Origin of the sequence: Streptomyces sp. NPDC050625, from assembly GCF_040654755.1 — a bacterium.
Lineage (GTDB): Bacteria > Actinomycetota > Actinomycetes > Streptomycetales > Streptomycetaceae > Streptomyces.
On record NZ_JBFAIQ010000019.1, the window covers coordinates 75,151 to 91,728 of the forward strand.

The following is a 16,578-nucleotide window of genomic DNA, read 5'->3' on the forward strand; positions in this document are numbered from 1 at the left end:
GTTGCTTCGTACCAGATCGCGTGGTGTCCGTTGGATTACGAAACTGCCGACATGATCGGGCCCATCAATCGACGGTGATCGAGTCCAGCTTCTCGCGCAGGTACACATGTGAGTCGACGGGCGGGTACGCCACCCGGCCCACCGGGGCCGGGACGGACTCGACGAGTGTGCCCGGGGTGCATTCGCCGAAGTAGACGAGGGACATCAGCTCCTCGGAGGGTGCGTCCGAGGGCGGCGGGAGCACGCGGTGCCGGCCCGACCGCCATCGGTCCCCGGTCCAACGGGCCATGAGATCACCGATGTTGATGGTGAAGGCGGCGGGGTCGAAGGGCGCGTCCTGCCATCCGCCCTCGTCCGTGTGGACTTGGAGCCCGCCCCTGCCCGCCTGCCGGTCCAGGATGGTGACCGTCCCGAAGTCGGTGTGCGGACCGATCCGGAACTGCCCCGGCAGCGGTTCGCCGATCACCTCCGACCCCGGGTACCAGTTGATGTTGAAGCCGTACGTCGGATGGTCCATGTGCCGGCTGAAGAAGTCCGGTTCGAGCCCGAGGGCGTGACCGAGCAGCGAAAGGAGCCGCTTCTCCAGCGCGGCCATCTCCCCCAGGTACCGCTCGCACAGCGGCCGGAGTCCGGGAACCTCGCCCGGCCACACATTGGGCGCGTACCACTCGGCGTTGACCACCGGGTCCTCGAACGGCTCGTGCGTCGCGAAGGTCAGGGACTCCTTCAGATCCGGCGGGGTCTCGGTCCCCTCCGCGTACGCGTTGGCCTCCGCCCCCGGCCCGAGCCACCCGCGTCCGCCGACCTTCGCCTCGTACGCCTGCTTGGCTTCGACGGGCAGCGTGAAGAACCGGCGCGCGGCCTCCCGGACGGCCGAGCGCAGACCGGGCTCCACCCCGTGTCCGGTCACGAGCAGGAATCCGGCGGTCTGCAGGGCCCGGTCGACGGTACGGGCGATGTCCCCGCGCGCCTCGGGGCCGCCGTCGAGCCAGGGGCGCAGATCGATGGTCGGGATGCGGGGCCGGGGCTCACTCACCGATGTCCTCGTTCCACAGGGCCGGGTTGTCCTCGATGAACTCATGCATGAGTGTTGTGCACTCGGGGTCGTCCAGGAGCACGATCTCCACGCCGTGCTCGGCCAGCCAGTCGCGGCCGCCGTGGAAGGTGGCCGCCTCACCGACCACGACCCGGGAGATGCCGAACTGGCGGACCAGGCCGCTGCAGTACCAGCAGGGCGAGAGGGTGGTCACCATCGTGGTGCCCCGGTACGACCGCTGCCGCCCCGCCGCGCGGAAGGCGGCCGTCTCCGCGTGCATCGAGGGGTCGCCGTCCTGCACACGGCGGTTGTGGCCGCGGCCGAGGAGGGTGCCGTCGGCGCCGTAGAGGGCCGCGCCGATCGGGATGCCGCCCTCGGCGAGCCCGGCGCGGGCCTCGGCGACGGCGGTGGCGAGCCAGGCGCGGGCCTGTTGCTGATCCATGCGTTCACTCTCCTCGGGCACGGGCGCCGGCACCGGGACAACATGCCCAACGTACGGGGGTCTTCAGGGGTGGCCTCGGTAAAGCGCCGGGAAACCCACTCTGTACCCTGGCCCGATCAATCGCCGCGTGAAGCGGCAGTCGGCCCCCGGTGGTGGGAGGAAGTCATGGTTGCCGCTCCGGTTCTGGAGGAGCTGCGGGAGGTCGTACAGCCGCAGGCCAAGCTGGCGAGCCGCAACGGCGAGCACTGGGCGGGCCGGCTGTACATGCGGAAGGTCTCGCTGCGGTTCACCCGGCAGTTGGTGCGCACTCCCGTCACCCCGGACCAGCTCACCTGGACCATGGTGGTGTGCGGGATCGCCTCCGGCGCGGCCCTGCTCATACCCGGTCTGACGGGCGCCGTCCTGGCCGCGGTGCTGATGCAGCTGTTCCTCCTCTTCGACTGCGTGGACGGCGAAGTCGCCCGCTGGAAGGGGCAGAACAGCGCGACGGGCATCTACGTCGACCGCCTCGGCGCCTATCTCGCGGACGCCGCGCTGATGGCGGGCGCCGGCTTCCACGCGGCGCGCTCGGGTTACGGCGGCTGGGTGTCGGTCGGCATCGCCACCGCGCTCGGTGTCGTCCTGCTGAAGGCCTCCACCGACCTGGTGGACGTGGCACGCGCCCGGCGCGGACTGACCGTCGCCGACGACGAGGCGACCCGGCCGCGTTCGCAGGGTGTCGCGACGGTGCGCAGGCTGGCCGCCGCCTTCAAGATCCACCGCGTCACCAACGGCATCGAGGCGTCCCTGGTGCTGCTCGTCGCCGCGATCGCCGGCGAGATCACCGGCGGCATCGAGCCCACCCGCTGGGCGCTGGGCGCGCTCGCCGTGATCACCTGGGTGATGGTCCCGGCGCACCTGCTGTCGATCCTGTCCTCGTCCCGCCTGCGCTGACGCCGGCTGACCCGGGCTCATCGGCGGCGCCGATGAGCCCATCGGCAGGTCGCCCCACCGGCGCGTGGACCGGCACCCGTGCCCGCTCGTAGCTTCGACGGCATGACCCCAGAGAACAAGGGCACGGCCCAGCTCACGATCGCGATGGTGCTCTCCGGCACCCTCGGCGTCTTCGTCGTCGAGTCGGGCGCCTCGCCCTTCGACGTCGTGTTCTTCCGCGTCCTGTTCGGCGCCCTGGCCCTCGGCGGATACGTCGTCGCCCGCGGCTGGCTGCGCGACCACGGCTTCACCCCGCGCACCCTCGGACTGGCCGTCCTCGGCGGTGTGTTCATCGTCTTCAACTGGGTGCTGCTGTTCCAGTCGTACGAGAACACGTCCATCTCCGTGGCGACGGTCGTCTACCACACGCAACCGTTCTACGTGGTCCTGCTCGGCGCCCTGCTGTTCCGCGAGCGGCTCACGGCCGCCACGGTGGGGTGGATCGCCCTCGCCTTCGCCGGCCTGATCCTCGTCTCCGGTGTCACACCCGGCGACTTCACGGGGGGCGGTTCGTATGTCGTCGGCGTGGGACAGGCCCTGCTCGCCGCCCTCCTCTACGGTCTGTCCACCCTGGTCACCAAGCGCATCACCGGGGTACGCCCGCACCTGATCGCCCTCGTCCAGGTCCTCGTCGGCATCCCGCTGCTGCTCCCCTTCGCCGACTTCGGCGCGATGAGCGGAACGGGATGGGACTGGGGCTGGCTGGCCGGACTCGGGCTGATCCACACCGGGGTGATGTACGTCCTGATGTACGCCGCCTACGCCCGGCTTGCCACCTCGAAGATCGCCGTCCTCGCCTTCGTCTACCCGGCCGTCGCGATGGTCATGGACTGGGCGGTGTACGGCCACCACATCGGCCTCGTCCAGGCGCTGGGCGTACCGCTGATCGTGACGGCGAGCCTGAAGGTCACCCTTGCTCGGCGACCAGTTGCCGCGCCCGCTCCACGAACAGCCGCGCATGCGCCGGAAGCCGCTTCCCGGCCCGCCACGCCAGCTGCGTGCGAAGCGTGAACGACGGCTCCCACGCCAGTCGTACGAGAGAACCCTCCGAAAGTTCGGCGGCGACCGTCACCTCGGGCAGCAGCGCGCTCCCGAGGCCGGCCGCCGCCGCGCGCTTGGTAGCCTCGATCGTGCCGAACTCCATGAAGTCCACCGGGGCGAGGGCGGTCAGCTCCCGCTCGAACAGGTCCCGGTAGGCGCAGCCGGGCTCGGTCGCCAGCAGCGGCTGCCGTACCAGGTCCGCCGTCGTGACCGGCTTCCCGGCCAGTGGGTGTCCGGGCGCGGCCACCAGCACCAGCGGCTCCTCGGCCAGCACCACGCCCTCCAGCCCGGCGTGCTCGGTCTGCTCCTCCATCAGAAAGCCCAGGTCGTACGTGCCCTGCCGCAGCGCCTGCCGGGTCTCGTCGCCGATGGTGGTGCGCAGCGAGAGCCGCACCCGGGGGTAGCGGTGGTGGAACAGTTCGAGGAGCGGCGGCAGCCGGTAGGAGGTCAGCGACTCCATCGTCCCGATGGCGAGGGTTCCGGCCGGTTCGTCCGCGCCGGCCACCGCCGTCCGCGCCTCCTCGGCCAGCTCGATCATCCGCCGGGCGTAGGGCAGCAGCCGCTCGCCCGCCTCCGTGAGCCGGATACGGCTGCCGAGCCGGTCGAACAACTCCGTGCCCAGGTCCGACTCCAGGGCGCGGATCTGGCCGGTCACGCTGGACTGGGCGTACTTCAGCTCGGCCGCGGCCCGGGTGAAGCTCAGGGCGGTGGCGACCTTCTCGAAGGTGACGAGCAGCCTCAGCTCCATCACTCGGCCTCGGGCTCGTCCTTCCTGAGGGACTTCAGGAACTCGGGGTTGTCGTCGGGGGCGACCCAGGGGGCGGGGGCCGGGGTCCGCACCTTGCCGGCGATCAGCCAGGCGACCGGGCCGACCAGCACCTCGCCGAAGAGCAGGATGATGATGACCCACGCCACCTTCGGCAGGCCGCGCACCTCTTCCTCGGGTGTGTTGAGGCAGTCCACGAACGCGTAGATCCACAGCGCCAGGACCAGCAGGAAGGGGAGATACCTGAGCATTGGCGTGAGATCCCTCGACAGAGTGAGACGGCCCCGGTGACGGGCCCAGGTTAGCCCGTGGCCGATACTGGGTCACATGGCTTACGACGATCTTCGGTCCCTGCTCAGGGCGCTGGAACGCGAGGGCGACCTCAAGCGCGTCAAGGTCGAGGTCGACCCGTATCTGGAGGTCGGGGAGATCGTCGACCGGGTGCAGAAGTCCGGCGGCCCGGCGCTGCTCTTCGAGAACGTGAAGGGCTCCGCGATGCCCCTCGCGATGAACGTCTTCGGGACCGACCGGCGCCTGCTGAAGGCGCTCGGCCTGAAGTCGTACGGCGAGATCAGCGAGAAGATCGGCGGGCTGCTGCGGCCCGAGCTGCCGCACGGCTTCGTGGGGGTGCGCGAGGCGTTCGGGAAGCTCGGCTCGATGACGCACGTGCCGCCGAAGAAGGTCAAGGACGCTCCGGTGCAGGAGGTCGTCCTCCAGGGCGACGACGTCGACCTCGGCATGCTCCCCGCGCTGTTCACCTGGCCGCAGGACGGCGGCTCCTTCTTCAACCTGGGGCTCACGCACACCAAGGACCCGCAGAGCGGGGTCCGCAACCTCGGGCTCTACCGCCTGCAGCGCCACGACCGGCGCACCATCGGCATGCACTGGCAGATCCACAAGGACAGCCGCAACCACTACCAGGTCGCGGCCAGGCGCGGGGAGCGCCTGCCGGTGGCGATCGCCTTCGGCTGCCCCCCGGCCGTGACGTACGCCTCGACCGCCCCGCTGCCCGGTGACATCGACGAGTACCTGTTCGCCGGCTTCATCGCGGGCAGGCGCATCGAGATGGTCGACTGCAAGACGGTCCCGCTCCAGGTCCCGGCGAACGCCGAGGTCGTCCTGGAGGGCTGGCTGGAGCCGGGCGAGATGCTCCCGGAGGGCCCCTTCGGCGACCACACCGGCTTCTACACACCGCAGGAGCCCTTCCCCGCGCTGAAGATCGACTGCGTGACGATGCGGAAGCGGCCGCTGCTCCAGTCGATCGTGGTCGGCCGCCCCCCGACGGAGGACGGCCCCCTCGGCCGCGCCACGGAGCGCTTCTTCCTCCCCCTCCTGAAGATCATCGTCCCGGACATCGTGGACTACCACCTGCCCGAGGCCGGGGGCTTCCACAACTGCGCGATCGTCTCGATCGACAAGAAGTACCCGAAGCACGCGCAGAAGGTGATGCACGCGATCTGGGGGGCCCACATGATGTCCCTGACCAAGCTGATCGTCGTCGTGGACGCCGACTGCGACGTGCACGATCTGCACGAGGTCGCCTGGCGGGCCCTCGGCAACACGGACTACGCCCGTGACCTCACGGTCGTCGAGGGGCCCGTCGACCATCTCGACCACGCCTCCTACCAGCAGTTCTGGGGCGGCAAGGCGGGCATCGACGCGACGAGGAAGTGGCCCGAGGAGGGCTACACGAGGGACGGCGGATGGCCGGAGATGGTCCTGTCGGACCCGGATACGGCGGCCCTGGTGGACCGTCGCTGGAAGGAGTACGGCCTGTGAGCAGCGCCTCCGCGGCACTCCCGCAGCCGGGACGCACCAAGGCGTTCCTGCGTCTGGTGATGATCGAGCACTCGGTCTTCGCGCTTCCCTTCGCCTACATCGCCGCGCTGACCGCGATGTTCGAGTGGGACCGGAACATCCACTGGGGCCGGCTGCTGCTGGTCACGATCTGCATGGTGGGCCTGCGTACGTTCGCCATGGCGGTCAACCGGATCATCGACCGGGAGATCGACGCCCGTAACCCGCGCACCGCCCACCGTGAGCTGGTGACCGGCGCGATGTCGGTGATGCACGCCTGGACCGGCGCGCTGATCGCGCTGGTGATCTTCCTGGGCTCGGCGGCCCTGCTCAACCCGCTCTGTCTGGCCCTGGCCCCCATCGCGGTGATCCCGATGGTGGTCTACCCCTACGGCAAGCGGTTCACGAACTTCCCGCAGGCGATCCTGGGCCTGGCCCAGGCGATGGGCCCGGTCGGCGGCTGGCTCGCCATCTCGGGCACCTGGTCCTGGGACGCGGTGGTCCTCGGCCTCGCCGTCGGCGTCTGGATCGGCGGTTTCGACCTGATCTACGCCTGCCAGGACGTCGAGACCGACCGCGAGATCGGCGTCATGTCGGTCCCGGCCCGCTTCGGCATCCCCGCGGCCATCTGGGGCGCACGCGCCTGCCACACCCTCACCACGGCCCTGTTCGTCTGGTACGCCGTACTGACCGGCGCCGGCGCGTTCTTCTGGCTGGGCCTGCTGATCGTCGCGGCCGCGTTCGTCTACGAGCACACGATCGTCCGCCCACATGACCTGTCCCGCCTGAACAGGGCGTTCTTCAGCGTCAACGGTTTCATCGGCATTGCCCTGTTCGTGTGCGCGCTGCTGGATCTCCTGGTTCGGGGTCTGACCGTCTGAGTACGGTGCGGCCTACCATCGAGGGCAGGACCCCCAGGGAGGCCAGCGTGACCGTCTCGGGCATGGATCGCCTGCACTCGCAGCTCAGCAAGCTGGAGGACATGTTCCCCGGCTATGTGACGGAGATTGTCGAGGGCAGCATCGTGATGAACCCGGTCAGGCCGTTCCACGGGAGGACGATCCAGCGTTTCTGGGCGATCGTCGAGGAACAGCTCCCGGCCGGATGGGTCGTGGTGAGCGATGTGGCGTTTCCGTTCGACGACGCCCACGAATTCTGCCCGGACATCGCGGTCATCCCGGCCGAGGCGGAGGCCGAGAACCGCAGCGCCTACTCGCCGGATCTCATCGAGTTCGTCGCGGAAGTGGTGTCCCCGGAAAGCATCCGACGGGACTACGAGGTGAAACCACGGTGGTACGCCGCCCGGGGCATTGCCAACTACCTCGTCCTCGACCCGCTCAAGGGCCACGTCGTGACCATGTGGAATCCCGGACCCGACGGCTATTTGGGCCGCGACACCATCCCTTACGGTCCCGAATTGACCGTGGTCTCACCCCTCGGCAAGCTGACCGTGCCCACCTCACGTCTCCCCGTCGATCCCAAGGCCACCCACCCGGCCTGAGGACCGGGCGGCACACCGGTACGCTCAAGGTGTGAACGCAGGAGAAACGCAGCGCGTGCCTTGGATCGTGGGGGTGTCCGGAGCATCCGGGACTCCGTACGCGGCCGCTGTGCTGCGTGCGCTGCTCGTGGCCGGTGAGAGTGTCGACCTGGTGGTCAGCCGGGCCTCGCGGCTCACCCTGCTCGATGAGACGGGGATCTCCTTCCGGGACGCCCACTGGCAGGACGACCTGCGGGAATGGCTGGCCCGTGGGGCGGACGGAAAGCCCGGGACCTTCGATGCGGACGTCGAGGGGGTGCGGTACTGGAACGCGGGCGACCTCGCGGCCGGGCCGTCCTCGGGGTCGTACCCCACCAAGGGGATGCTCATCGTGCCCGCCTCCACCGCCTGCGTGGCGGGCGTCGCGCTCGGCCTGTCGAAGGACCTGCTCCAGCGGGCGGCGAGCGTCAGCCTCAAGGAGCGCCGCAAGCTGGTCGTGGCCGTACGGGAGACCCCGCTGAACGGCCAGACCCTGCGGCACCTGGTCGCCCTGGACGACGCGGGCGCGACCGTGGTGCCCGCCTCACCGGCCTTCTACGCGGGGGCGACCCACATCCAGGACCTGGTGGACTTCGTCGCCGGACGGGTCCTCGACGCGGCGGGCGTCGCACACGGCCTCTACCGCCGCTGGGCGGGCGAACTAGGCGGCGGAACCCGCACGGCGTGATCGCCGTCCGAGCAAGTCGCAGCAACTCTCATTACTTCTGGAACTCTTCAGCGGAAGGCTTCGATCGCATGGACGCGGTGGACAGGCAGCTCATCCAGGCCCTGAGAGAGAACGGCCGGGCTTCCTACGCGGAGCTGGGACGCCTCGTCGGCCTGTCGGGGCCCAGCGTCACCGACCGCATCAACCGGTTGGAGGCGGCCGGCGTCATCACCGGCTACCGCGCCACGGTGGACGCCGCCTCCCTCGGCCTCGGCGTCACCGCCCTGATCGGCATCTCGCTCTCCGACGCCGCCGACCACGAGGACGTGGCCCGCCGGCTGAAGGACCTGCCGGAGATCGAGGACTGCTGGTTCATCGCCGGCGACGACTCCTTCATGCTCAAGGTGCGCTCGACGGACGTGGACGGGCTGGAGAAGACCATCCGGCGGCTGAGCGGGACCAAGGGCGTCTCCCGGACCCGTACCACCATCGTGTTGTCCACGAAGTGGGAGAACCGGGTCGGGGAACTGCCCGAAGAGGTGTAGGGATACCGTTGGTCGGGCTGTCGTAGAAAGGTGTTGGCATGGATGTCGGGCTCAAGCGCGAGCTGGAGGAGAAGGTCCGCTCCGGTGAGCGGCTGACCCGCGAGGACGGCATCGCGCTGTACGAGTCGGACGACCTGGCCTGGCTGGGCGGCCTGGCGCACGAGGTGCGGACGCGCAAGAACGGCGACGTCGTGCACTTCAACGTCAACCGCCACCTCAACATGACCAACGTGTGCACGGCCTCCTGCGCCTACTGCTCGTTCCAGCGCAAGCCGGGCGAGAAGGACGCGTACACGATGCGCATCGAGGAGGCCGTCAAGCTCGCCAAGGCGATGGAGTCGGAGAACCTCACCGAGCTGCACATCGTCAACGGCCTGCACCCGAACCTGCCGTGGCGCTACTACCCGCGTTCGCTGCGCGAGCTGAAGGCCGCGCTGCCGGACGTGTCGCTGAAGGCGTTCACGGCGACGGAGATCCACCACTTCGAGACCATCTCGGGGCTCAGCGCCTCCGAGATCCTCGACGAACTCATCGACGCGGGCCTGGAGTCCCTCACCGGCGGTGGCGCGGAGATCTTCGACTGGGAGGTCCGGCAGCACATCGTGGACCACCGGACCCACTGGGAGGACTGGTCCCGGATCCACCGCCTGGCGCACGAGAAGGGCCTCAAGACCCCGTGCACCATGCTGTACGGCCACATCGAGGAGCCCCGCCACCGCGTCGACCACGTGCTGCGGCTGCGTGAGCTGCAGGACGAGACCGGCGGCTTCCAGGTCTTCATCCCACTGCGCTACCAGCACGACTTCGTGGACATGAAGGACGGGAAGATCCGCAACCGGCTCCAGGCCAGGACCCAGATGGCCACCGGTGCGGAGGCGCTGAAGACCTTCGCCGTCTCCCGGCTCCTCTTCGACAACGTCCCGCACGTGAAGGTCTTCTGGGTGATGCACGGTGTGCAGACCGCCCAGCTCGCCCTCCAGCACGGCGCGGACGACATGGACGGCTCGGTGGTCGAGTACAAGATCACCCACGACGCCGACAACTACGGCACCCCGAACAAGCTGACCCGCGAGGACCTGCTGGACCTCATCCGCGACGCGGGCTTCCGCCCGGTCGAGCGCAACACCCGCTACGAGATCATCCGCGAGTACGACGGTCCGGACCCGGCGCGGCGCGAGTCCCCGCAGCCGATGCGCGTGTGACGTGACGCCGGCGGCCGGACGGGTACCCGTCCGGCATGACCGTGACGAAGGCCCCTGAGGACGCCTATACCGCGGAGCCCTTCGTCCCTGCCCGGGGCGGTCTCGCCGCTCTGCGCAGGGCGGCCGCCGGCTGCCGCGGCTGTCCCCTGCACCGGGAGGCCACGCGGACCGTGTTCGGCGAGGGCGCGGCGGACGCGCGGGTGATGCTGGTCGGGGAGCAACCCGGGGATCAGGAGGACCGGCAGGGCAGGCCCTTTGTCGGGCCCGCCGGGAAGCTGCTCCACCGGGCGCTGGAGGAGGCCGGTCTCGACCCGGGTGAGGCGTATGTCACCAACGCCGTGAAGCACTTCAAGTTCACCCGGGACGAACCCCGCAAGCGCCGTATCCACAAGGCACCGACCCTGCGGGAGATGACCGCCTGCGGACCCTGGCTCGCCGCCGAGCTGGCCGCGGTCGAGCCCGAGCTGATCGTGGTGCTGGGCGCCACCGCGGGCAAGGCGCTGCTCGGCTCCTCGTTCCGGGTCACCGAGGCGCGCGGGACAGTGCTGGAGCGGGAGATCCACGGGCGGCCGCAGCGGCTGGTGCCGACCGTGCATCCTTCGGCGGTGCTCCGGGCCGAGGACCGGGAGGGGGCGTACCGGGGGCTGGTGGCCGATCTGGAAGTGGCTGTGCGCGCCCTGGGGTAATGGATAGCATGCGCGCATGCCCCTTACGTTTACTCTCGACCCCTCCGTCACTCCTGCCCTCCGCGACGGGGTTCTCGATCTGTGGGCCGAGGTGTCCAACGCGGGCGGAGCCGTGGGCTTCGTGGCGCCGGTGGGGCGGGAGGAGATACGGCCCGAGCTCGTGAAGCACCTCGTGGCGATGACCGAGGGGCGGGTCCGGCTGCTCGTCGGGCACGACGAGGCGGGCGAGGTGGCCGCGACCGTGTTCATCTCCTTCAACACACACCGGCTGATGAAGCACTGGGTGTGGCTCTACACCGTGATGGTCCACCCGCGGCACCAGGGCAAGGGGTACGGCCGGGACCTGCTGGCGGCCGCCGCCGACGCGGCCCGCGGCTTCGAGGGCATCGACGCCATACGGCTCGGCTGCCGGGGCGGTCACGGCCTGGAGCGGTTCTACGGCTCCTGCGGCTACAAGGAGGTCGGCCGGGTGCCGGACGCGATCCGCGTCGCCCCCGGGGACGACCGGGACGAGATCACCATGCTGCTGCCGCTCGTGTGAGGGGTCCGCGCGACCCCCGTGCAAGATCGGGTCCCGGACGTGCTTCACTGGACGGTGCCCGTTTGTGGCGTAAGGACCGTTCGAAACGGAAGTGTGGATTGAGATGCTCCGCTACACGCTGATGCGGCTCGGGATCTTCGCGGGCTGCTTCTTGGTCGTCTGGGGCGCTGTCTACTCCGGCGTCTTCCCGCGCGGCTTCGGCGACTCGAACTTCCTGTGGGTCCTCCTGCTCGCCCTGGTGCTCTCGGCGCCGATCAGCTGGGTGGTGCTGCGCAAGGAGCGGGACCGGGCGTCCGTCAAGATCGTCCAGAAGGTCGACCGGATGAAGTCGAACCTGGAGGCCAACCGCAACCAGGAGGACGCGGCGGACGACACCGCGCGGGCCCACGGCCAGACTTCCTAGCGCCTTCCCCGCGTTGAGTGCCCGGGGGCCCAATTAGGCTTGCCCCCATGGGTGCCGTGAAGACCAAGCGGATGCCGCGGGCGGTGCGGGAGCAGCAGATGCTCGACGCCGCCGTACGGACCTTCGGCCAGCGGGGGTACATGGCCGCATCGATGGACGAGATCGCCGAACTGGCGGGCGTGTCCAAGCCGTTGGTGTATCTGTACCTGAATTCCAAGGAAGACCTGTTCACGGCGTGCATACGCCGTGAGGGCAAGGCGCTGACGCAGGCGGTGCGGGACGGCGTCCAGTCGGGACTGCCCGCCGACCGCCAGCTCTGGGACGGGCTCCAGGCGTTCTTCGCGCACACCGCCGAACACCCCGACGGCTGGTCGATCCTGCACCTCCAGGCCCGCACCCACGGCGAGCCCTTCGCCGCCGAGGTCGCCGCGATGCGCGAGGAACTCGTCGCGTTCGTGACCCATCTCATCGTCGTTGCCGCACGTGCCGCGCACCGGGACCCGGACCTTCCCGAGCGCGAGGTCGCCGGCCTGGCCGAGGCCCTGGTCGGCGCCGCCGAGTCCCTCGCCGCCTGGGCCAACGTCACCCCAGGCGTCACCGCCCGCCAGGCCGCGGCGACCCTCATGAACTTCGCCTGGGCGGGGCTCGGCAACCTGATGGAGGGCCGGCCCTGGTCCCCGCCCTTCACCGCCGACTAGGGCCTGTCCGGCGGATCAAGTCGCAGGAAAGCAGCGGCGCCGAATCAGCCCAGGTGAGCGGGGCCTGGTGCGTCCAGCTGCAAGGCGGAGGAGGGCGTGCCAGGCCCCGCGTCTGCGGCATGATCCGCCGGACAGGCCCTAGCGGTGCCCTACGCCGCTCCCCACCGCCGCAGCGCCGGCGCCACCCGCTGACGCCCCACCCGGTACAGCCTCTTCGCGCCGCTGCGCGCCACCCGTGTTCGGGAGCGATCTGCCGGGCCACGGAGGCGCCCCACTTCCAGCGGGTGTCCGGGTCCGCGAGCACGACGGTGCGTCGGGGTCTGGGAGGCATGAGGGGGCCGGGCTGTGTGCGGCCGGCACCGGCGACCGGTCACCTGCTGTTCGCCCCCGTTCACGTGTTCACGCGGTGAGCGGGCGCACCTCGCCGGTCACATGGAGGTGGCGCCCGTCGCCGTCCCGCAGCTCGAAGCCGCCCGCGTCGTCCGCCGCGTACCGCACGGTGCCCGGCAGCAGCACCGGGGCGCGGAACTCCGCCCGCACCCGCACCGCCCCGGGCGTGCCGTGCGCGGCGAGGCAGCGGGCCACCGTCCACATGCCGTGCGCGATGGCCCGGGGGAAGCCGAAGAGGCGGGCGGTGAGCGGGTGGAGATGGATGGGGTTGCGGTCGCCGGACGCGGCCCCGTACCGCCGTCCGACGTCCTGCGCGATCCGCCACTCGGCGACGGCGGGCAGCGGCCCCCGCTCGCGGCCGGTCTGCCGGGGCGCGCCGGAACCGGTCCGGTGCCGGGCGAGATAGGTGCTCCGCGACTCCCATACGACCTCCCCGTCGCCGCGCACCTCGGTGACGACGGCCGCCTCCGTCCCGCGCCGGTGCGGCGCCAACCCGTCGACGTGCACGCAGAGTTCGTACTCCCCGGTGGCCGGAAGCCCTGAGCGCCGGGTGATCTCTATGGACGTGTGGACCAGGCCGAGCAGCGGCAGCGGGAAGTCGCGGCCGCTCATCAGCCGCATGGCCAGCGGAAAGCCGAGGACGTGCGGATAGGTCACCGGGAGCGAGTCGTCACCGGTGGCGAAGCCGCACACCCGCTCGTAGGCGGCCAGCCGGGCCAGGTCGACGCGTACGCCGGGCAGCACCAGCCGGGTGCGCGGGAAGCCGGCGTCGGGCCGGGGCCGCTTGAACGGCGAGCGCAGGGCGCCCCGGGCGAGCAGGGGCGCGAGGGCGGGGGAGCCGGTGAGGACGACGGCGGCGGACATCAGGCCCCCAGCAGGCGCTGGCCGCAGACCCGCACGCCCCGCCCGTTCACCGCGCCGGAGGCGGGGCGGGCGAGCCGGGCGGTGGTCGCGACGACGTCGAAGGGCAGGCCGCCCTGGGCGAAGGAGTTCATCCGGCGCCCCGCCTCCCGGACGAGGAGCGGTGTCGCGGCGGTCATCCGTGTCTCGATGAAGCCGGGCCCGACCGCGTCGACGGTCACCCCGTGCCGGGCCGCCGCCCGCGGCGCGAGGGACCGCACCAGCCCGACGACCCCGGCCTTGCTCGCGCCGTAGTTCGTCTGCCCCGCGTTGCCGGCGAACCCGGCGAGCCCGGCGATGGAGGCGGTGGCCACGATCCGTCCGCCGGGCCGCAGGGTGCCGCTCGCGAGCGGCGCGTCGGTCGTACGGAGCACGCTCCCGAGATTGACCTCCAGGACCGAACTCCAACGCTCGGCGACCCCGCGCGCGTCGGCTTCGGCGGCGGGCACGTCGAGTACGACGACCTGGGCGCCGTCCGGCAAAGGGCCGGTCGGGGAAGGGGTTTGGGCCGACCTGCGGCTGAGTCGTGCGGGTTGTGGGAGTCCCAGCCGGCGGGCCGGGACGCGGCCGGGTGCGGTGCCGGTGAGGCTGAGGTAGCGGTCGGCCATGTCTCCAACTCCCGCAAGACTGGGGCGAATTTGCTTACTCTGGAGTAAGGTTACCGGAGGTAAGCCTACGTCACGGCGATTCCGTCAGAACCTGAACCTCCCTCACGCAACCCACGAGATTGCACAGCCCCGTTCCCGGACCATTCCCGAAAGCGCACAAGCCCGCCACAGCGGCCCCGTACGATCGCCTGCCTGACCAGCGGTAACCCCTGTTTGGACGAACCGCCGCTGAACGCCTCGGTGCGCGAGGCACGTACGACATGCAGCAAGCAGTCCACCGCTGCACGCCAGAGGAGCCGCCCCGTGTCCACTCCGTACCCGAACGCCCCCCTCTCCTCCGGCGCGACGGTCTCGGCGACCGACTACGACGGTGCGCCGATCCTCGTGGAGCCCGAGACACGCCGCCTCGACGGAGCCGTACGCGAGGCCTCCGTACCGCCGTTCGCCCCGCCGGTGACGCACGGGTCGCTGGCGGACCTGCCGTTCGACAACGCGCAGGCGGAACCCGGAGCCGTGGTCCTCAGCCGCAAGACGGCGAGCGGCGACTGGGAGGACGTCACGGCGGCCCGGTTCGCCCAGGAGGTCCTGGCGGTGGCGAAGGGCCTGATCGCGGAGGGGCTGGTACCGGGCGACCGGATCGCCATCATGGCCAACACGACGTACGAGTGGACCCTGCTGGACTTCGCCGCATGGGCCGCCGGCCTCGTCACCGTCCCCGTCTATCCCACCTCCTCGGTCTTCCAGACCCGCTGGATCCTCCAGGACTCGGGCGCGGTGGCCCTGGTCACGGAGACCTCGGCGCAGGCCGCCGCCATGGGCCCCGAACTCGAACGCCTCCCCGACCTGCGGCACATGTGGGTGATCGACAAGGGCCATGTGAGCCGTCTGGCGGAGCTCGGCGCACCGGTGCCGGACGGCGAAGTCGGCGTACGCCGCGGCATGTTGGTCCCCGACACGCTCGCCACCATCATCTACACCTCCGGCACCACCGGCCGCCCCAAGGGCTGCGCCCTCTCGCACGGCAACTTCTTCGCCGAGGTGGACAACGCGATCGAGCTCCTCTACCCCATCTTCAAGGCGAAGTCCGGCGAGGAGGTGTCGGTCCTCCTCTTCCTGCCGATGTCCCATGTCTTCGGCCGCATGGTCGCCATCGCCTGCATCCGGGCCGGGGTACGGCTCGGCCACGCCCCCAGCCTGAAGGCCGAGGACCTGCTCCCGGACCTCGCGGCCTTCAGGCCGACCTGCCTGCTGACCATCCCCTACATGCTGGAGAAGGTCTTCAACACCGCCCGCGCCAAGGCGGAGGCGGGCGGCCGCGTGTCCACCTTCGACCGGGCGGTGTCGGTGGCGCAGCGCTACGGCGAGGCGCTGGAGGCCCGGCAGACCGGCACGGGCCACGGCCCGAGCCGCTCCCTGAAGACCGCCCGCTCCTTCTACGACCCCCTGGTCTACCGCCGGATCCGCGCCGCGATGGGCGGCCGGGTCAAGTACGCCATCTGCGGCGGCTCCCCGCTGGGCCGCCGGCTGGCCGCCTTCTACGCCGGTGCGGGCATCGAGATCTTCGAGGGCTACGGGCTGACGGAGACGACGGGCGCCTCGACCGTGACCCCGCCCCTGAAGCCTCGGCTGGGAACGGTGGGCTGGCCGCTGCCCGGCACCAGGGTCCGTATCGCGGCGGACGGCGAGATCCTCATCGCCGGCGACCATGTGCTGCGCGGCTACTGGGACCCGCAGGCGGGCGGGGTCGTCCCCGCGACCCGCGACGGCTGGCTGGCGACCGGCGACATCGGCGAGCTGGACGACGAGGGCTATCTGACCATCACCGGCCGCAAGAAGGAGCTGCTGATCACGGCGGGCGGCAAGTCGGTGGCGCCCGCCCCGCTGGAGAACTGGCTCCGCTCCCACCCCCTGATCTCCCAGTGCATGCTCGTCGGCGACGCCCGCCCCTACGTCACCGCCCTGTTCACCCTCGACCCCGACGGCATCACCCACTGGCGCCAGATGAACGGCAGGCATCCCGTCCCGCCGGAACTCCTCGTGGACGACCCCGAGTTGAGGGCGCTGCTGCAACGAGCGGTGGACGAGGCGAACCGGCTGGTCTCCCGCCCCGAGTCGATCAGGAAGTTCACGGTGCTCCCGGTCGACTTCACGCTGGAGGCGGGCCATCTGACCCCGTCGATGAAGCTGCGCCGGGAGGCGGTCATGCGCGACTTCTCGGCACAGGTCGAGGAGCTGTACGACAGGGCGTAGGGTCCCTGGCCCGTCCGGCGGTGTGCGGTGGGCTCATCCGACCGCTCCAGCCCGCTTAGCCCACCTGGGCCCATGTGCCGGTGCAGATCACGGGTCCGGGAGTTCTCCCGTGCTT

At 70.7% G+C, this 16,578-nt stretch carries 17 protein-coding genes and 2 pseudogenes; 13 read left to right on the forward strand and 6 right to left on the reverse strand.

Annotated features, from left to right (window positions below):
* Nucleotides 1–64 precede the first annotated feature (64 nt).
* Together AB0I54_RS32315 and AB0I54_RS32320 are read right to left on the reverse strand one after the other, a co-directional pair.
* On the reverse strand, nt 65–1,036 hold the full coding sequence (locus tag AB0I54_RS32315) for a 2-oxoglutarate and iron-dependent oxygenase domain-containing protein (RefSeq protein ID WP_363299763.1): 972 nt from the start codon (nt 1,034–1,036) through the stop codon (nt 65–67).
* On the reverse strand, nt 1,029–1,478 hold the full coding sequence (locus AB0I54_RS32320; protein WP_363299764.1) for a nucleoside deaminase: 450 nt from the start codon (nt 1,476–1,478) through the stop codon (nt 1,029–1,031). The genes AB0I54_RS32315 and AB0I54_RS32320 overlap by 8 nt, the downstream gene beginning before the upstream one ends.
* A 165-nt stretch (nt 1,479–1,643) precedes the next feature.
* On the opposite strand from AB0I54_RS32320, the gene AB0I54_RS32325 reads away from it, so the two are divergent.
* Together AB0I54_RS32325 and AB0I54_RS32330 are read left to right on the forward strand one after the other, a co-directional pair.
* On the forward strand, nt 1,644–2,411 hold the full coding sequence (locus AB0I54_RS32325; RefSeq protein WP_363299765.1) for a CDP-alcohol phosphatidyltransferase family protein: 768 nt from the start codon (nt 1,644–1,646) through the stop codon (nt 2,409–2,411).
* Between the two features lie 102 nt (nt 2,412–2,513).
* On the forward strand, nt 2,514–3,461 hold the full coding sequence (locus AB0I54_RS32330; protein WP_363299766.1) for a DMT family transporter: 948 nt from the start codon (nt 2,514–2,516) through the stop codon (nt 3,459–3,461).
* On the opposite strand, the gene AB0I54_RS32335 is transcribed toward AB0I54_RS32330, so the two are convergent.
* Together AB0I54_RS32335 and AB0I54_RS32340 are read right to left on the reverse strand one after the other, a co-directional pair.
* Entirely contained in the window at nt 3,358–4,239 is an 882-nt protein-coding gene (locus AB0I54_RS32335) for a LysR family transcriptional regulator (RefSeq protein ID WP_363299870.1), read from the reverse strand. The genes AB0I54_RS32330 and AB0I54_RS32335 overlap by 104 nt on opposite strands.
* Nucleotides 4,240–4,253: 14 nt before the next feature.
* A pseudogene (locus AB0I54_RS32340) lies at nt 4,254–4,508 on the reverse strand (PLD nuclease N-terminal domain-containing protein); the annotation flags it as partial.
* Between the two features lie 76 nt (nt 4,509–4,584).
* On the opposite strand from AB0I54_RS32340, the gene AB0I54_RS32345 reads away from it, so the two are divergent.
* The 10 genes from AB0I54_RS32345 (at nt 4,585) to AB0I54_RS32390 (ending at nt 12,315) form a co-directional block, all read left to right on the forward strand.
* Complete coding sequence (locus tag AB0I54_RS32345) at nt 4,585–6,036, forward strand: menaquinone biosynthesis decarboxylase (protein WP_363299767.1); 1,452 nt, start codon at nt 4,585–4,587, stop codon at nt 6,034–6,036.
* The gene (gene mqnP, locus AB0I54_RS32350; RefSeq protein ID WP_363299768.1) at nt 6,033–6,935 is read left to right on the forward strand and encodes a menaquinone biosynthesis prenyltransferase MqnP; all 903 of its coding nucleotides are present in this window, start codon (nt 6,033–6,035) and stop codon (nt 6,933–6,935) included. Before AB0I54_RS32345 ends, mqnP begins: the two co-directional genes overlap by 4 nt.
* 47 nt (nt 6,936–6,982) lie before the next feature.
* Nucleotides 6,983–7,555: a Uma2 family endonuclease gene (locus AB0I54_RS32355; protein ID WP_363299769.1), complete on the forward strand. Its 573-nt coding sequence runs from the start codon at nt 6,983–6,985 to the stop codon at nt 7,553–7,555.
* A 55-nt stretch (nt 7,556–7,610) separates the two neighbouring features.
* Nucleotides 7,611–8,261 (forward strand): UbiX family flavin prenyltransferase, encoded by a 651-nt coding sequence (locus tag AB0I54_RS32360; protein ID WP_363299770.1) that lies wholly within the window; start codon nt 7,611–7,613, stop codon nt 8,259–8,261.
* Nucleotides 8,262–8,329: 68 nt separating this feature from the next.
* The gene (locus AB0I54_RS32365) at nt 8,330–8,785 is read left to right on the forward strand and encodes an Lrp/AsnC family transcriptional regulator (RefSeq protein WP_363299771.1); all 456 of its coding nucleotides are present in this window, start codon (nt 8,330–8,332) and stop codon (nt 8,783–8,785) included.
* Between the two features lie 38 nt (nt 8,786–8,823).
* A complete protein-coding gene (gene mqnE / locus AB0I54_RS32370; RefSeq protein ID WP_363299772.1) occupies nt 8,824–9,987 on the forward strand; it encodes an aminofutalosine synthase MqnE in 1,164 nt (387 codons plus the stop codon).
* Between the two features lie 35 nt (nt 9,988–10,022).
* A complete protein-coding gene (locus tag AB0I54_RS32375) occupies nt 10,023–10,673 on the forward strand; it encodes a UdgX family uracil-DNA binding protein (protein ID WP_363299773.1) in 651 nt (216 codons plus the stop codon).
* Nucleotides 10,674–10,689: 16 nt separating this feature from the next.
* Nucleotides 10,690–11,214 carry a GNAT family N-acetyltransferase gene (locus AB0I54_RS32380; protein WP_363299774.1) on the forward strand — a complete coding sequence of 175 codons (525 nt, stop codon included), beginning with the start codon at nt 10,690–10,692 and terminating at the stop codon, nt 11,212–11,214.
* A 103-nt stretch (nt 11,215–11,317) separates the two neighbouring features.
* Complete coding sequence (locus AB0I54_RS32385; protein ID WP_363299775.1) at nt 11,318–11,617, forward strand: DUF4229 domain-containing protein; 300 nt, start codon at nt 11,318–11,320, stop codon at nt 11,615–11,617.
* A gap of 47 nt (nt 11,618–11,664) precedes the next feature.
* Entirely contained in the window at nt 11,665–12,315 is a 651-nt protein-coding gene (locus tag AB0I54_RS32390) for a TetR/AcrR family transcriptional regulator (protein ID WP_363299776.1), read from the forward strand.
* Between the two features lie 399 nt (nt 12,316–12,714).
* Here AB0I54_RS32390 and AB0I54_RS32395 read toward each other — a convergent pair whose 3' ends face one another.
* Together AB0I54_RS32395 and AB0I54_RS32400 are read right to left on the reverse strand one after the other, a co-directional pair.
* Nucleotides 12,715–13,569 carry a MaoC/PaaZ C-terminal domain-containing protein gene (locus AB0I54_RS32395; RefSeq protein WP_363299777.1) on the reverse strand — a complete coding sequence of 285 codons (855 nt, stop codon included), beginning with the start codon at nt 13,567–13,569 and terminating at the stop codon, nt 12,715–12,717.
* Nucleotides 13,569–14,078 (reverse strand): annotated as a pseudogene (locus tag AB0I54_RS32400) (SDR family oxidoreductase); the annotation flags it as partial. The pseudogene AB0I54_RS32400 and the gene AB0I54_RS32395, both read right to left, overlap by 1 nt.
* Before the next feature lie 513 nt (nt 14,079–14,591).
* Between AB0I54_RS32400 and AB0I54_RS32405 the strand changes: the two are divergent.
* Nucleotides 14,592–16,463, forward strand: a complete 1,872-nt coding sequence (locus AB0I54_RS32405; RefSeq protein WP_363299871.1) for an AMP-dependent synthetase/ligase — start codon at nt 14,592–14,594, stop codon at nt 16,461–16,463.
* Nucleotides 16,464–16,578: the final 115 nt, after the last annotated feature.

Excerpts from the sequence above, each read along its gene's own strand:
- AB0I54_RS32320 (WP_363299764.1), bottom strand. The coding sequence starts at position 1,478 with ATGGATCAGCAACAGGCCCGCGCCTGGCTCGCCACCGCCGTCGCCGAG.
- AB0I54_RS32325 (WP_363299765.1), top strand. The coding sequence starts at position 1,644 with ATGGTTGCCGCTCCGGTTCTGGAGGAGCTGCGGGAGGTCGTACAGCCG.
- AB0I54_RS32330 (WP_363299766.1), top strand. The coding sequence starts at position 2,514 with ATGACCCCAGAGAACAAGGGCACGGCCCAGCTCACGATCGCGATGGTG.
- AB0I54_RS32335 (WP_363299870.1), bottom strand. The coding sequence starts at position 4,239 with ATGGAGCTGAGGCTGCTCGTCACCTTCGAGAAGGTCGCCACCGCCCTG.
- AB0I54_RS32345 (WP_363299767.1), top strand. The coding sequence starts at position 4,585 with ATGGCTTACGACGATCTTCGGTCCCTGCTCAGGGCGCTGGAACGCGAG.
- AB0I54_RS32365 (WP_363299771.1), top strand. The coding sequence starts at position 8,330 with ATGGACGCGGTGGACAGGCAGCTCATCCAGGCCCTGAGAGAGAACGGC.
- mqnE (WP_363299772.1), top strand. The coding sequence starts at position 8,824 with ATGGATGTCGGGCTCAAGCGCGAGCTGGAGGAGAAGGTCCGCTCCGGT.
- AB0I54_RS32375 (WP_363299773.1), top strand. The coding sequence starts at position 10,023 with ATGACCGTGACGAAGGCCCCTGAGGACGCCTATACCGCGGAGCCCTTC.
- AB0I54_RS32380 (WP_363299774.1), top strand. The coding sequence starts at position 10,690 with ATGCCCCTTACGTTTACTCTCGACCCCTCCGTCACTCCTGCCCTCCGC.
- AB0I54_RS32385 (WP_363299775.1), top strand. The coding sequence starts at position 11,318 with ATGCTCCGCTACACGCTGATGCGGCTCGGGATCTTCGCGGGCTGCTTC.
- AB0I54_RS32390 (WP_363299776.1), top strand. The coding sequence starts at position 11,665 with ATGGGTGCCGTGAAGACCAAGCGGATGCCGCGGGCGGTGCGGGAGCAG.
- AB0I54_RS32395 (WP_363299777.1), bottom strand. The coding sequence starts at position 13,569 with ATGTCCGCCGCCGTCGTCCTCACCGGCTCCCCCGCCCTCGCGCCCCTG.